The organism is Pseudomonas sp. 3A(2025), assembly GCF_054589175.1.
The window spans coordinates 213,502-227,097 of record NZ_BAAILM010000032.1 but is presented as its reverse complement, the minus strand read 5'-3'; the positions used below and the strand labels follow the sequence as shown (position 1 = coordinate 227,097).

The following is a 13,596-nucleotide window of genomic DNA, read 5'->3' as shown; positions in this document are numbered from 1 at the left end:
TATGCCGGACAACCTGATCGAAATTCGTAACCTGAGCATCGCCTTCAAGGGTCAGCAAGTGGTCAGCGACCTAAACCTGGACATTCGCGCCGGCGAATGCCTGGCACTGGTCGGTGAGTCTGGCTCGGGCAAGTCGGTGACCGCCCATTCGATCCTGCAACTGCTGCCGCAGGCCGGCACGACCAGCACCGGCAGCATCACCTGGCGCGGCCAGCAACTGCTCGGCGCCGATGCCAGGACACTGCGTCAGTTGCGTGGTAACCGCATCGCGATGATTTTTCAGGAGCCGATGACTTCGCTCAACCCGCTGCACACGGTCGCCAAACAGATCGGCGAAACCCTGCTGCTGCATCGCGGCATCGGCGGTCGTCAGGCTGAGCAGCGGACTCTCGAACTGCTGGAACTGGTCGGCATTCAGCAACCGCAAAAACGCCTCAAGGCCTACCCGCATGAGCTGTCCGGCGGCCAGCGCCAGCGGGTGATGATCGCCATGGCCCTGGCCTGCGAACCCGAACTGCTGATTGCCGACGAGCCCACCACCGCGCTGGATGTCACCGTGCAGCGCAAGATTCTGAAACTGCTCAAGGATTTGCAGCAACGCCTGAACATGTCGTTGCTGCTGATCAGCCACGACCTGAACCTGGTGCACAGCGTGGCCCAGAGGGTCTGCGTCATGCAGGCCGGAAAAATCGTCGAGCACAGCGACTGCCAGAGCCTGTTCAAGAATCCGCAACATCCTTACAGCCGCCTGCTGCTCGATGCAGAGCCGGCCGGCTTACCGGTGCCTCGCGCACCACGCGAAACACTGTTGCAGGTCGACAACCTGCGGGTCTGGTTCTCCCTGACCGGCGGCCTGCTGCGTCGTCACAGCGAATACCTCAAGGCGGTCGACGACATCAGCCTGAGCATCGAGCGCGGCAAGACCCTGGGCATCGTCGGCGAATCCGGCTCGGGCAAATCGACGCTGGGCCAAGCGATCCTGCGCCTGGTGGACTCCAGCGGTGCCATCCGCTTTCGCGGCCAGCCGCTGGACGGCCTGAGCCCACGACAGATGCGCCCCTGGCGCAAGGAAATGCAGGTGGTGTTTCAGGACCCATACGGTAGCCTCAGCCCGCGCATGTCGGTGGCGCAGATCATTGCCGAAGGCCTGGAGGTGCACAGCGAACTGGACGCCCGTCAATGCGACGAGCAGGTGATCCGGGCGCTGGAAGAAGTCGGCCTGGACCCGCAAAGCCGGCACCGCTACCCGCACGAATTTTCTGGCGGGCAACGCCAGCGCATCGCGATTGCCCGGGCGCTGGTGCTCAAACCTGCCTTTATCCTGCTCGACGAGCCGACCTCGGCACTCGATCGTACCGTTCAAAAGCAAGTGGTCGGCCTGTTGCGCCAGCTACAGGAAAAGCACGACCTGACTTACCTGTTCATCAGCCACGATCTGGCCGTGGTTCGCGCACTGGCGCATGACGTGATCGTGGTCAAGGATGGCAAGGTGGTCGAGCGCGGCAGCAACGAGGCGGTTTTCGACGCCCCGCAGCATCCCTATACCCGCGAACTGCTGGCGGCGGCACATCCGGGGTTTGCCTGACAATCGGCCTGTAACCGTCAGGACTGGATCGTCGGGTCCTTGTCGTCATCCTCGACCAACCCCCACTGGTTCATGTTCGGGCTGCTGACCCCGACCGGCGCAGCAGGCGCTTCGGTCGGTCCTGCGACCACCCTGCCTTCGCCGTGCAGCTTCAACCGCAAGCGCACGTTGTTCTTCGAGTCGGCATGCTTGAGGGCCTCTTCTTCGCTGATCGCGCCCTCGACCGCCAGGTTGAACAGCGCCGTATCGAAGGTCTGCATCCCCAGGTTGCCGGACTTCTCCATGATGTCCTTGAGACCGGTCAGCTCATTGCGCTGGATCAGGTCACGGATGGTCGGCGTGCCCATCATCACCTCGACCGCCGCCCGGCGCTTGCCGTCCGGAGTGCGCACCAGACGCTGGGAAACGAACGCCTTGAGGTTGTTACCCAGGTCGTGCAGCAACTGGGCACGGCGCTCTTCGGGGAAGAAGTTGATGATCCGGTCCAGCGCCTGGTTGGCATTGTTGGCGTGCAGCGTCGAGATCGCCAGGTGCCCGGTGTCGGCGAACGCCAGCGCGTGCTCCATGGTCTCGCGGTCACGGATTTCACCGATCAGGATCACGTCCGGCGCCTGGCGCAGGGTGTTCTTCAGCGCCGCATGAAAGCTGCGGGTGTCGACCCCCACTTCACGCTGATTGATGATCGATTTCTTGTGCCGGTGAATGAACTCCACCGGGTCTTCAATCGTGATGATATGGCCGCTGGCATTGCGGTTGCGGTAGTCGATCAACGCCGCCAGCGACGTTGACTTGCCGGAACCGGTAGCGCCCACGAACAGGACCAGGCCGTGCTTTTCCATGACCACATCGAGCAGGATCGGCGGCAGGTGCAAGTCTTCGAAGCGCGGAATATCCAGCTTGATGTTGCGCGCGACCAGCGAGACTTCGTTGCGCTGCATGAAGATATTGATCCGGAAACGACCGATCCCTGCCAGCGACACCGCAAGATTCATCTCCAGCTCGTGCTCAAAGACGCGTTGCTGCTCCGGGTCCATGATCGACTCGGCGATTTTTGCCACTTCGCCGGGCTTGAACGTTTCGCTGCCCAACGGCCTGAGCACGCCGTTGAACTTGGCGCATGGCGGCGCACCGGTGGACAGGTACAGGTCCGATCCATCCTGAGTGGCCAGGGTCTTGAGTAACGCCGGAAAATCCATATTCGACACCGCACACAGAAGGTAAAAATGGCAAATGCATCATTGACTGTAGATGACTGGCATAATGGCAGCCTTTTGCGACAGGTAGCATCGCGACATGAAAGCCCAAGCCCGCCATATTCTGGTCAAGACCGCCGAAGAAGCCGAGCGTCTCAAGCAGCGCATCGCTAAAGGCGAAGCCTTCGATGAACTGGCCAAAAAACACTCGACCTGCCCGTCCGGCAAACGTGGCGGCGATCTGGGTGAAGTCCGCCCCGGCCAGATGGTAGCTATCATCGACCAGGTGATCTTCAAGAAGCCGTTACGTACCGTGCACGGGCCGGTCAAGAGCAAGTTCGGCTATCACCTGGTTCAGGTGTTTTATCGCGATTAAGGCAGCCTGATCAAAGACAGGTGGCGACAGAGGCGCTTCTCAGCTTGAGCTGATTGCCGCCATTGGGGGCATAAAAGCGAACTTCGCTGCCGCCGCCCTGACGCAGGACGTCGACAAAGTAATGAGACTGAGTGGTAAACACCGTGAAGCCGCCGTCATCGAGACGATCAAGAAACACGTCGGCGGTGTCGCCAAACAGTTTCGTGTCTTGCCACGACACCTGTACGCACTGAGCGACTTCGGCGCTGGTTTTCTGGCTGGCCAACGTCTTGACCGGCCCACCGGAGCGCGCCGAACTCGACGGTGCCGCACAACCGGCCATCACTGCTGCGGCCATAAACAGAATGACAAATTTCATGACAGGCCCTTTTCCCTGAAAAGGGCCGAGTCTACCACTGCTGCGCGCTTTCAGCTTTCGGCCAATTGCTCTTTGAACTCTTTCAGATATTTGCCGGCCAACGCATCTTTCTGGCGATCGTCGAGCAGCTTGCCGGCGCTCTGGAAGAACTTCTGTTCTTCTTCCTTCAAGTGGTGATGAACCTTGTGGCTGAGTTTCTTCGCCGTTACCAGCCAGCTCGGGCTGGACATGTCAGTGGCATCGAGTTCCTCCATCAGCTCATCCATTTCATGGTGCTCGGCAATCGCGTGACGGCTCAGGTCGACGCCGTTGTCGTGCTCCATCAAAGGAATGTAAAAATGCCGCTCCTCGGCGGTTTCATGAGCCTGTAATTCGTCCTTGAGTAAACGGTAGGCTTCGGCGCGCTCTTCGCTGGCACCGTGGGTCTGCACCAGGACATCCGCGTAGTGACGTTGGCGGTCATGGCTTTCGCGCAGGGCTTCGAAAATATTCACGGTCATTCTCCCGATGGACAGGTTCAGCCGACAGCGGCTCTGAAAACCTAGACCTTGAGCGGCAGCCGGCAGTTCCAAAGATCTGTTGCTGCGTTAGACTTCCGCGCCTTGAGGACGACCTCACCCATGAAGGGACCGTAACCCGGGACGACCCGGTGCTTGATGCAAGGAGAGCCGCTGGATGGCTTGGGTTTATTTGATGTGCGCAGGCGTACTGGAAGTGGTCTGGGCATTCGCCATGAAACAATCCGAGGGCTTCACCCGCCCTGCCCCGACGATCATCACACTGGTCGCCATGATTGCCAGCTTTGCGCTGCTGTCGGTCGCCATGAAAACCTTGCCGCTGGGTACCGCCTATACGATCTGGACCGGTATCGGCGCAGTCGGAGCCTTTGTGATTGGAATCGGCGTACTGGGCGAACCACTGACCTTCCTGCGCGTACTGGCAGCAGTGCTGATTGTCAGCGGCCTGGTGTTGATGAAGATCGCATCGTGATCATTTCAATGACCGTTCAGGGCAATAGCGGAAATAAAAAATGAATTCCCTCGTCACCCCGCTACTCCAGTTCTATGTACAACGAACCATCTGACGAGGTAACAGCAATGACTATCGAAGCAGAGACCCTTGTGCAACTGACTGAAGCCCTGAAAAAACGCGGGCTGAAACGGGTAGCGGATATTACCTTCATTCGCGCCCCCTACCGGCACGATCACCGCTGGATTTGCAGCGTGAAATAATGTGTCTTTGCAGGTGCCCGGCCAGACGGCCAGGCACCTGTTCTTTTATATGAGTTTCAAACAACTCAATAATTAAATGGCGCCAGAAACAAGTCACCCCGTTGAATCATTGAACTTTTAATGCGCCTCGCCGTACAACTGTCATTGGGCAATGATATAAATGCAGCACGTCTGAAAAAATCAACAACCAAGGCACCGTGTCATGCTGGAAACCCTGCACAATATCAAAAGTGACCTTGAAACGACCGCCGCGCACCTGGAAAGTCTGTCGATGACCATCAGCGGTCATCTGACCTTTCTCAATCAACGCGGCGGTCATGTTGATGGCGTCGATGTGCTGGGTCATATTGCCTCGATCAACTCTTCAGTGCAGACCTTGCGCACCGTCGCCTCAAGGATTGATGAGGTGTGACAGCAATCAACCTGCACCGGCTGGAATACCGTCCTTGTTGAAGTCTTTCAGGCGCTCTTTTTCTTCCTCGGTCGAGTGCGCGGGAATATCGTTTTCTTTTTCCTGATCCTGCTGCTTCTCTTCGCTCATGGTGATGCCTTTTTCGAGTACATGAACAGATTGGGCAGCATCGCAAAGCATCGGTTCAGCGCAATCGTCAGGTGGCAGACCTGCCTATAGTTTCTTGCCAAGATAATAAAAGATGAGGAACTGCGCGGCCATCCAGCCGAGAAACAGCCAGGTGCGGGTTTCGTGATCGATGCCGGGCACCTCATAGGTCACCCAAGCCCCTACCATGATCAAGCCCAAGTGCATGAACAATGAAACCATTGTCCAGAAAAACATCCAGAACACGTGGACGACTTCGTCTTTAATGGACACCTTGAGTCACGCCTCCCTACTGAAAATGGTTTCGATCAGTACCAGCAAAAAGGGAGCGAGAGCGTATCGGCGACAAACGTAAAAGGCACATCAATGACACCCAGCGGCCCTACGCTTTTAATGAACACGGGTTCGTGCTTCATGCCGCCATAACAGGAGTAAGGCGTGAACGGGGTGGACACCGCTCCCGCCCAGGCGCATCCGGTCAGTGGTAATACGAGAAGCAGCAAAACAAGCGTGCGTGACATACAGCTGAATATCGTTCCCTTCGACCCGCTATCGTTCATAAGCACTCGGTTACCCTCATTAATCGTCACTCGGCACCATCCCCAATAGCGCCCGCAGCCGCCACAGGCGATCGGTCAACCATCCCTCGACAGGGCCGCTCGCCGGCCTTAGAGAAAGATCGAAGACCATCATGCGGCTGACGCTGTCCGACGTCCACTCTGTGGTATTGCCCGATATCGCGCCACCATAGAGTTGCAACATGGACAGGCTGGACACGCCACGTATTAAAGACGATCGGTCTCGAACGACGATCCAGCCGGGGGCGTCACTTGCGCTGCCCGGCAGCGCGAACCACATGGGCCGGCGACATACGCTGAGTGTCCACTGCCCGTCCGGGCTGGTTTCGGTCAGGTAAGGATGGTCGTCACACGCAAGCCTGCGCTCCGGAACCAGGGCAAGCACGAGCAGGAACACAGTCAGGCACAGAGCCGCAACCGTCCAGCGAGAGGTCTTCATTCGTACATTCCGACTGCCTGACTAGCGGTGATCCAGGCGAGCCTGGCCACACTCAGTTGTTACGGCTCAGTTGCACGTTTTGAGTAGTGCAATTGGTGTTACTGACAGTGCCCATGAAAGCGTTCATCTGCACAGCGCATTTCTCGATATTGAGACCGTTACGCCCATCACTGGAAATATTGGTGATGTAAGGTCCTGCTGTTGAGCATCCGGCCAATGCCGCAACCAGTAAAAGCAGGCTAATTTTCATTTTCATCGAATCCAATCCTTGTCCCGGCCCCATGCCGGGCTGACGTAATACCTCATCCACTCCCAATTTGCCACTATGCTACTCGGTGCGGATCTTGATACTGAGCCAGCTACGGCGCTTGGCCGGGTTGGCTAACATTCAGTGGCCGCGCAAGCTCATACACCCCTCTTTTTTCGAGAGGCCATCAAATCCTCGCACCTGTCGGATAGCTGTGGATGGATGATCGCAAGATAAGACAGCACCCGGGACATCTCATGCGCATCTGGAAACGGATAAACTTCAAGGCTTAATGCAACCATAAGCTTACGAATATCGCTCCCTTCGACCAGCCATTGCTCAGCAGTGCGGACTATTGATGCGCCATTATCCTCTGTCTGCCATGCCAGGAAGTCGAAGAGTCTGGCGATCTGCTGAAACCCCGTCGATGACGGGATTTCCTGAATCAAGCGTTCTGCCAAGTCGGCCTCTCCAAACTCGGTGACAATGTCTGCAACCGCGTCAAACGCATAATCGTATTGCGCTTGAGCGGACTCCGATTCAAGCAGTGCGAGAGCATGTTCAACTATTGGGTGCATGAGGCCGCCTGCAGGTGGCGCTAAAGATAAAGCGTTGCCAAGCGCAGCCTTTTTCTACTTCAGCTGCTTTTGGGTTTCCCTGGTAATTTCCTGAAGGCCAGCTTCTGTGATTTTCTTCCAGTCGCTCTCAGTGACCGCTTGCATACGCTCGTTTATGCGCGCTACAACCTTAAGATCGGGGGAGCCAAGGCTCTCAATTCTCAGTTGAGATTTGTTATTTACAGCCACCGACCAGAAGCCCGGAGAAAACCAGGACCAGAACTCAATAACATGAACATTGACCGCAATGGCATCGCTTGTACTTTTGTCTGTGACGACCTCATAACCGGCTTCTCTGTAGGCATTGGAAACGGCCTCTCCAACCAGTTGAGAGACGGTACGTCCGGACGGCAAAACCACATCGCCAAAGGCCTTTCCAAAGCCTCCACGCTTACGACCAATAGCACGTTCAGTCACTGATCTATCATTGATCTCGTCGTCCTTCAGAGAAGGAATATCAGCGCTGCGCGGATCAATCTCAAAGGTTCGCTCATCCGTAGCGCGTATCAACACTTTCTTGCCATTACTTGCGGCAGTCACTTGACCAGGGCTGGTGTGAACTGCATTCACGTCTACCTCTGATCGACCCGTTGCACAGCCGGCCAGCACCCCCAATAACAATATCCCTACCGCTATCCGATAACCTGTCACGCACTATCTCCTTATTGCCTTCATTGGCCTGATTCACTAAACATCAGACCCATCTTAACGAAAATCTGATTTTTTGCTGATTGATCCTCATTAGGAAACAGATGCCTGCGCAGGCGCGACCAATTGCCACGCCCTCTCAAAGCCCCCAGTCTTCGCAGCCTCTAGATCTCTGGAGATTGCCGCCCGGCAAAGGCGGGATGTGGATTCAGCAGTCAGGTGTTACAATCCGCGCCCTCAAACCTGTGCTCGAAGCCCTCGGTATTCAAAAGCGCCGTCGATATGACACGTGCCCTACCTGCGCAACCCTATGCCTGATGTCCGGGATGAACCCTGCGTTCATTGCTGGCCAGCTGGGTCATAGCGTCGAGAGGCTGCTTTCCACTTATGAAAATGGATCAGCTCACCCTCCGGATGGAGAGAGCTGGATAAGCTGGCAGCTCGCGCGTGATTGACCCGAATGTGGCCCAAATTTGGGTAAAGCCTGGCAATGACACAGAAATAAAGCTCTGAAACCCTACAGGACAAGCAATTGATTTCAACTGCGAATATCACCATGCAATTCGGCCCAAAACCCTTGTTCGAGAACGTCTCGGTCAAGTTTGGCGCCGGAAACCGTTACGGCCTGATCGGTGCCAACGGCTGTGGTAAATCCACTTTCATGAAGATCCTGGGCGGCGATCTGGAGCCTTCGGGCGGTCAGGTGATGCTCGAGCCGAACGTGCGCCTGGGCAAGCTGCGTCAGGATCAGTTCGCCTATGAAGAATTCACGGTGCTCGACACTGTGATCATGGGCCATGAGGAGCTGTGGAAGGTCAAGGCCGAGCGCGACCGCATCTACTCGCTGCCGGAAATGACCGAAGAAGATGGCATGGCCGTGGCCGAGCTGGAAACCGATTTCGCCGAGATGGACGGTTATACCGCCGAATCGCGCGCCGGCGAGTTGCTGCTGGGCCTGGGTATCGGCATCGAGCAGCACAATGGCCCGATGAGCGAGGTATCGCCCGGCTGGAAACTGCGTGTACTGCTGGCTCAGGCGCTGTTCTCGGACCCTGAAGTGCTGTTGCTCGACGAACCGACCAACCACCTGGACATCAACACCATCCGCTGGCTGGAAAACGTTCTGACCCAGCGCAACAGCCTGATGATCATCATCTCCCACGACCGTCACTTCCTGAACAGCGTGTGCACGCACATGGCTGACCTGGATTACGGCGAGCTGCGCCTGTTCCCTGGCAACTACGATGAGTACATGACCGTGGCGACCCAGTCACGTGAGCAGTTGCTGTCGGACAACGCCAAGAAGAAGGCGCAGATTTCCGAGCTGCAATCGTTCGTCAGCCGCTTCTCGGCGAACGCCTCGAAAGCCAAGCAGGCCACCTCGCGTGCCAAGCAGATCGACAAGATCCAGCTGGCCGAGGTCAAGCCTTCCAGCCGTGTCAGCCCGTTCATCCGTTTCGAACAGACCAAAAAGCTGCACCGTCAGGCCGTGGTCGTCGAGCGCATGGCCAAAGGCTTCGATGGCGTGACTTTGTTCAAAGACTTCAGCTTCACCATCGAAGCCGGCGAGCGCGTAGCGATCATCGGTCCTAACGGTATCGGCAAGACCACCCTGCTGCGCACCCTGGTCAGCGAGCTGGCCCCGGATGCCGGCAGCGTCAAATGGACCGATGCCGCAGAAATCGGCTACTACGCCCAGGACCACGCCCACGACTTCGAAGACGACAGCACGCTGTTCGACTGGATGGGGCAATGGACTCAGGGCGGCGAGCAACTGGTGCGCGGCACGCTGGGCCGCATGCTGTTCTCCAACGACGAGATCCTCAAGTCGGTGAAGGTGATTTCCGGTGGTGAGCAAGGCCGTATGCTGTTCGGCAAGCTGATCCTGCAAAAGCCCAACGTACTGGTGATGGACGAACCGACCAACCACCTGGACATGGAATCGATCGAGGCATTGAACCTGGCGCTGGAGAACTACCCCGGTACGCTGATTTTCGTCAGCCATGACCGCGAGTTCGTGTCGTCGCTGGCCACGCGCATCATCGAGCTGAGCGCCGATGGCGTGATCGACTTCAGCGGCACTTACGATGACTACCTGCGCAGCCAGGGCGTTACGTTCTGAGTCAATACCTCTGAGTCAATACCTCTGAGTCAATGCCAACCCCGCCTGCATGGCGGGGTTGGCGTTTCAGGTGTCAGGCGTCGGGCACCTGGACCATTTCGATCCACACCGCCCCTTTGCCTGACGGCGCCTCGCCTACCCGCTGCAGCGCCCCGTTCTCACCAATGGCATAGCTGCCAACGGTGTCACTCTTTTCTCCGGTTACCAGCAACCAGCGCCCGCTTGGCGCCACGGCAATGTTACGCGGCTGTTTTTCCTGCATTGCATAGTTGTTCAGGTAACTGACCTGGCCGCTGTCGGGTTCGACCTTGAACACCGATACCGTGCTGCTGGTGCGCTCACTGATGAACAGCAAGCGGCCATCCGGCGAGATACGAATATCTGCCGCCCAGATGCGTGGGGTCGGGTCGTCCTTGAGGTCGTTGTTGCGAGCATCGCGAACCTCGCCATGCGCCAGTTTCAAGCGTTCGGGAATGCCTTCGGCCTGGCCGACCTGAGTCAGCGCACCGCTGCTCTGATCGATGGCAAAGCCGGTCACCGTGCCGCTCATTTCACCCACCACATACAGAAACTTGCCGTTTGGTGAGAACGCCAGATGGCGTGGCCCGCTGTTGGCCGTCACGGCGACCTTGCCGGTGCCGATGGGTGTCAGGCTGCCCTGTTCTTTGTCGAGTCGATATTGCAGCACCTGATCGACGCCCAGGTTGCCAGCGTAAACGAAGCGGTTGCTCGCATCGGTACGCGCCGAGTGGGCGTGCAGGCCGGTCTTGTAGGTGTTGATCTGTGTGCTCTGGGTGGCATCCACCGGCTGTACGCTGAGCAGATCGCCGCCATAGGAGGCGCCGAGCAAGTATCGGTTGCTACGGTCGAGGGACAGGTAAGCCAGACTTTCGGCCAGCGGTGCTTCGGAGAGTGCCTGCAAATGACCACTGCCCGGCTCGATACGATAGCCCACGACCTTGTACGGCTTGACGCGCAAGGCGGCGTACAGTCGGCTGCCATCGTGCGCTGCGGCCAGCGGATTGACCTGATCACCGGCCCTGGTCTGGGTCACCAGACTCAGCGAACCATCGCTTTCATCGAGTCGATATTGCGAAATCAAGCCATCGGCAGGGCTGGAGATGTAGGCAAAGGTTGCCGCTTGAGCGCTGACACTCAGGCCTGCTGCAATGGCCAGTACGAGGGGTTTGATCATGGAGTCGCCTTTGTTGTTGTGGTTGTTATCAGTCATCCTATGACTATTCCCGGCGAGTCGGCAATAACTGCCCGGTAAAATAGATAGCCTGCTTTCATTTACCTCCATCACGCGCCATCATGAAGCACGCCCACCCCACCGCCCGTGGACCCACCTTATGTCTTTGAGCTCCAAACCCTCAGGTCCTTCCTCTGCCGTCGCTCAACCCGGTAACACCGCGATTACCCTGCAAATCGTCGGTATTGTCCTCTACACCTTCATTGCCTTTCTGTGCGTTGGTTTGCCGGTGGCCATCCTGCCGGGCTATATCCATGACCAGCTGGGATTCAGTGCCGTGGTGGCGGGCCTGGCGATTGGTGCGCAGTACCTGGCCACACTGATCAGCCGGCCCTTTGCGGGTCGGATAACCGATAACCTCGGCAGCAAGCGCGCCATCGTCTATGGGCTGGCGGGCTTTGTCATTGGCGGTGTGCTGACCCTGATCGGCACCTTGTGCGAAACGTTTCCAACGGCCAGCCTGACCCTGTTGATCGTCGCGCGGCTGTTCATGGGCGTAGCCCAAGGCTTCATCGGCGTCGGCACCATCAGTTGGTCGATTGCCAAGGTCGGCGTAGAACACACGGCCCGTTCGATTTCCTGGAACGGCATCGCCTCCTATGGCGCTATCGCCATCGGCGCGCCGCTGGGGGTCTGGATGATCGGCGAAGTCGGCTTCCATAGCCTGGGCATCGCCCTGGTTCTGCTGGCCGGCGCCGGCTTGCTGTTGATCCGGCACAAACCATCGGTGCCGGTGATCAAGGGCGAACGCATGCCTTACTGGTCAGTATTCGGCCGCGTCTCACCCTTTGGCCTGGCGCTGACCCTGGCGTCGATCGGCTACGGCACCCTGACCACCTTTATTACCCTGTTCTATATCAGCCGTGGCTGGGAAGGCGCAGCGTACTGCCTGACGCTGTTCGGGGTGTGCTTCATCGTTTCGCGCCTGTTGTTTATCGGCGCGATCAATCGCCTGGGCGGCTTTTTGGCTGCGATGGCGTGCATGGGCGTCGAAATCGTCGGCTTGGCACTGCTGTGGCTGGCGCCCAATACCGGTATTGCATTGATCGGCGCGGGCCTGACCGGGCTGGGCTTGTCGCTGGTTTATCCGGCGCTGGGCGTGGAGGCGATCAAGCGGGTGCCGGTCGCCAGTCGCTCGGCCGGGTTGAGTGCGTATGCGGTGTTCTTCGATCTGGCCATGGCGATTGCCGGACCGTTGATGGGCGCCATAGCCCTGGGTCAGGGCTATGGGCTGATCTTCTTCTACAGTGCGGTGTTGTCGCTGTTGGCCCTGGCGCTGACCTGGTGGCTGTCGCGCCGGCCACAGCCGGTCAGTGCGATCAACACCTGAGCCGCCACTACCTGGCTGCCATTACTTGGCGGCTTCACGTGAGGCTTGCAGCCATTGATCGAACTGCGCGCGGTGGGCGGCCACCCATTGCTGGGCATGGCGACGGATATCGGCGGGCTTGTTTTCACCCTGCTGCATCTTCAGGTTCTGCGCGCTTTCATCGGCGGTGGTGATTTGCATCACTGACAAAAACTTAAGCGCTGCCGGGTTCTTCTCGGCGAAGTCACGGTTCAGGACGGCCTCTACCTTGTCCACCGCAAAGCCCAGGTTCTTGCCCTTGTACAGCGTGTCGACATCGTTTTTACCGCCCGGCAGATCGGTCCTGGGCACCTCGAGCCAGACAACATCGCGGTCCTCGACCAGCACGCCGGCGATCCATTGCGGAACCCAGGTGTAATAGAGGATGGGTTTTCCTTCCTTGAAGCGGGCAATGGTGTCGGCCATCAGCGCAAAGTACGAACCACGGTTGGCAACCACGGTTTTTTCCAGATCATAGGCCTTGAGATGGTGATCGATCACCAGCTCGCAGCCCCAGCCCGGATTGCAACCGGTCAGGTCAGCCTTGCCATCGCCATTGGTGTCGAACAGCCTGGCGATTTCGGGCTTTTGCAGATCGGTCAGGTATTTGATGTTGTATTTGTCAGCGGTTTTCTTGTCGATCAGGTAACCCTGAAGCACGCCAGGCATGATGTCCCCGGCCTTGACCATGCTACGGTCGCCACCCGCTTTCTGATAGAAATCATCGTGCAGTTTGTCCCACAGGTTCACGGTGAAATCAGCATCGCCATAGGCGACCGCCAGCACCATCGTGGCGTACTCGGTTTCCTTGGGCTCCTGGACCTTGTAACCCAGCTCGCGCAGACCTGCCATGGCGATTTCTCCGCGAAACCGCTCTTCAGCGACCGAAGGAAAAATCCCGGTCACCTTGGTGCCATCCCCAGGCTTGTCAGCCGAAGCGCTGGCATACAGGGCTGTTACACCCAGCACCAAGGCCGAAGCACAGAGCATAAAACTACGAGCGAGCGTGTTCATCGTTGCATACCTTCTTCTGGTTTTTATC

18 protein-coding genes are annotated in these 13,596 nt (G+C 57.9%); 7 read left to right on the top strand and 11 right to left on the bottom strand.

The features are described 5' to 3' along the window. Window position 1: 1 nt before the first annotated feature. Window positions 2–1,585, top strand: a complete 1,584-nt coding sequence (locus tag ACYP2A_RS13250) for an ABC transporter ATP-binding protein (RefSeq protein ID WP_459745532.1) — start codon at window positions 2–4, stop codon at window positions 1,583–1,585. Window positions 1,586–1,602: 17 nt separating this feature from the next. Here ACYP2A_RS13250 and ACYP2A_RS13245 read toward each other — a convergent pair whose 3' ends face one another. Further along, on the bottom strand, window positions 1,603–2,781 hold the full coding sequence (locus tag ACYP2A_RS13245) for a PilT/PilU family type 4a pilus ATPase (RefSeq protein WP_459745530.1): 1,179 nt from the start codon (window positions 2,779–2,781) through the stop codon (window positions 1,603–1,605). Window positions 2,782–2,878: 97 nt separating this feature from the next. Here ACYP2A_RS13245 and ACYP2A_RS13240 point away from each other — a divergent pair, with 97 nt between their 5' ends. Then, window positions 2,879–3,154: a peptidylprolyl isomerase gene (locus ACYP2A_RS13240; protein ID WP_459745529.1), complete on the top strand. Its 276-nt coding sequence runs from the start codon at window positions 2,879–2,881 to the stop codon at window positions 3,152–3,154. Window positions 3,155–3,164: 10 nt separating this feature from the next. Here the strand turns inward: ACYP2A_RS13240 and ACYP2A_RS13235 are convergent, their stop codons facing one another. Both ACYP2A_RS13235 and ACYP2A_RS13230 read right to left on the bottom strand, forming a co-directional pair. Then, a complete protein-coding gene (locus ACYP2A_RS13235; protein WP_459745527.1) occupies window positions 3,165–3,512 on the bottom strand; it encodes a 2-oxoacid ferredoxin oxidoreductase in 348 nt (115 codons plus the stop codon). A 50-nt stretch (window positions 3,513–3,562) separates the two neighbouring features. Continuing rightward, window positions 3,563–4,006 carry a hemerythrin domain-containing protein gene (locus ACYP2A_RS13230; RefSeq protein WP_459745526.1) on the bottom strand — a complete coding sequence of 148 codons (444 nt, stop codon included), beginning with the start codon at window positions 4,004–4,006 and terminating at the stop codon, window positions 3,563–3,565. Window positions 4,007–4,187: 181 nt separating this feature from the next. Between ACYP2A_RS13230 and ACYP2A_RS13225 the strand changes: the two genes are divergently transcribed. The 3 genes from ACYP2A_RS13225 to ACYP2A_RS13215 all read left to right on the top strand — a co-directional run bounded on the left by ACYP2A_RS13225 (window position 4,188) and on the right by ACYP2A_RS13215 (window position 5,156). Beyond that, window positions 4,188–4,502 (top strand): DMT family transporter, encoded by a 315-nt coding sequence (locus tag ACYP2A_RS13225; RefSeq protein WP_459745524.1) that lies wholly within the window; start codon window positions 4,188–4,190, stop codon window positions 4,500–4,502. A gap of 107 nt (window positions 4,503–4,609) precedes the next feature. Next, on the top strand, window positions 4,610–4,744 hold the full coding sequence (locus tag ACYP2A_RS13220; protein WP_459745523.1) for a hypothetical protein: 135 nt from the start codon (window positions 4,610–4,612) through the stop codon (window positions 4,742–4,744). A 202-nt stretch (window positions 4,745–4,946) separates the two neighbouring features. After that, the gene (locus ACYP2A_RS13215; RefSeq protein ID WP_459745521.1) at window positions 4,947–5,156 is read left to right on the top strand and encodes a hypothetical protein; all 210 of its coding nucleotides are present in this window, start codon (window positions 4,947–4,949) and stop codon (window positions 5,154–5,156) included. Between the two features lie 6 nt (window positions 5,157–5,162). Here the strand turns inward: ACYP2A_RS13215 and ACYP2A_RS13210 are convergent, their stop codons facing one another. The 6 genes from ACYP2A_RS13210 to ACYP2A_RS13185 all read right to left on the bottom strand — a co-directional run bounded on the left by ACYP2A_RS13210 (window position 5,163) and on the right by ACYP2A_RS13185 (window position 7,754). After that, window positions 5,163–5,285: a hypothetical protein gene (locus ACYP2A_RS13210; RefSeq protein ID WP_459745520.1), complete on the bottom strand. Its 123-nt coding sequence runs from the start codon at window positions 5,283–5,285 to the stop codon at window positions 5,163–5,165. An 84-nt stretch (window positions 5,286–5,369) separates the two neighbouring features. Next, a complete protein-coding gene (locus tag ACYP2A_RS13205; RefSeq protein WP_459745519.1) occupies window positions 5,370–5,576 on the bottom strand; it encodes a hypothetical protein in 207 nt (68 codons plus the stop codon). 306 nt (window positions 5,577–5,882) lie between these two features. Next, a complete protein-coding gene (locus ACYP2A_RS13200) occupies window positions 5,883–6,320 on the bottom strand; it encodes a hypothetical protein (RefSeq protein ID WP_459745518.1) in 438 nt (145 codons plus the stop codon). Between the two features lie 52 nt (window positions 6,321–6,372). Continuing rightward, window positions 6,373–6,576 (bottom strand): hypothetical protein, encoded by a 204-nt coding sequence (locus tag ACYP2A_RS13195; protein WP_459745517.1) that lies wholly within the window; start codon window positions 6,574–6,576, stop codon window positions 6,373–6,375. A gap of 149 nt (window positions 6,577–6,725) precedes the next feature. Beyond that, a complete protein-coding gene (locus ACYP2A_RS13190) occupies window positions 6,726–7,145 on the bottom strand; it encodes a hypothetical protein (RefSeq protein ID WP_459745516.1) in 420 nt (139 codons plus the stop codon). 54 nt (window positions 7,146–7,199) lie between these two features. Further along, window positions 7,200–7,754, bottom strand: a complete 555-nt coding sequence (locus ACYP2A_RS13185; RefSeq protein ID WP_459745515.1) for a flagellar biosynthesis protein — start codon at window positions 7,752–7,754, stop codon at window positions 7,200–7,202. Between the two features lie 610 nt (window positions 7,755–8,364). Here ACYP2A_RS13185 and ACYP2A_RS13180 point away from each other — a divergent pair. Continuing rightward, window positions 8,365–9,954: an ABC-F family ATPase gene (locus ACYP2A_RS13180; RefSeq protein WP_459745514.1), complete on the top strand. Its 1,590-nt coding sequence runs from the start codon at window positions 8,365–8,367 to the stop codon at window positions 9,952–9,954. A 73-nt stretch (window positions 9,955–10,027) separates the two neighbouring features. On the opposite strand, the gene ACYP2A_RS13175 is transcribed toward ACYP2A_RS13180, so the two are convergent. Then, window positions 10,028–11,149 carry a lactonase family protein gene (locus ACYP2A_RS13175; protein WP_459745512.1) on the bottom strand — a complete coding sequence of 374 codons (1,122 nt, stop codon included), beginning with the start codon at window positions 11,147–11,149 and terminating at the stop codon, window positions 10,028–10,030. A 157-nt stretch (window positions 11,150–11,306) separates the two neighbouring features. On the opposite strand from ACYP2A_RS13175, the gene ACYP2A_RS13170 reads away from it, so the two are divergent. Further along, entirely contained in the window at window positions 11,307–12,536 is a 1,230-nt protein-coding gene (locus ACYP2A_RS13170; RefSeq protein WP_459745510.1) for an MFS transporter, read from the top strand. 21 nt (window positions 12,537–12,557) lie between these two features. Here ACYP2A_RS13170 and proX read toward each other — a convergent pair whose 3' ends face one another. Further along, window positions 12,558–13,544 (bottom strand): glycine betaine/L-proline ABC transporter substrate-binding protein ProX, encoded by a 987-nt coding sequence (gene proX / locus ACYP2A_RS13165; protein ID WP_459745720.1) that lies wholly within the window; start codon window positions 13,542–13,544, stop codon window positions 12,558–12,560. Between the last annotated feature and the right edge of the window lie 52 nt (window positions 13,545–13,596).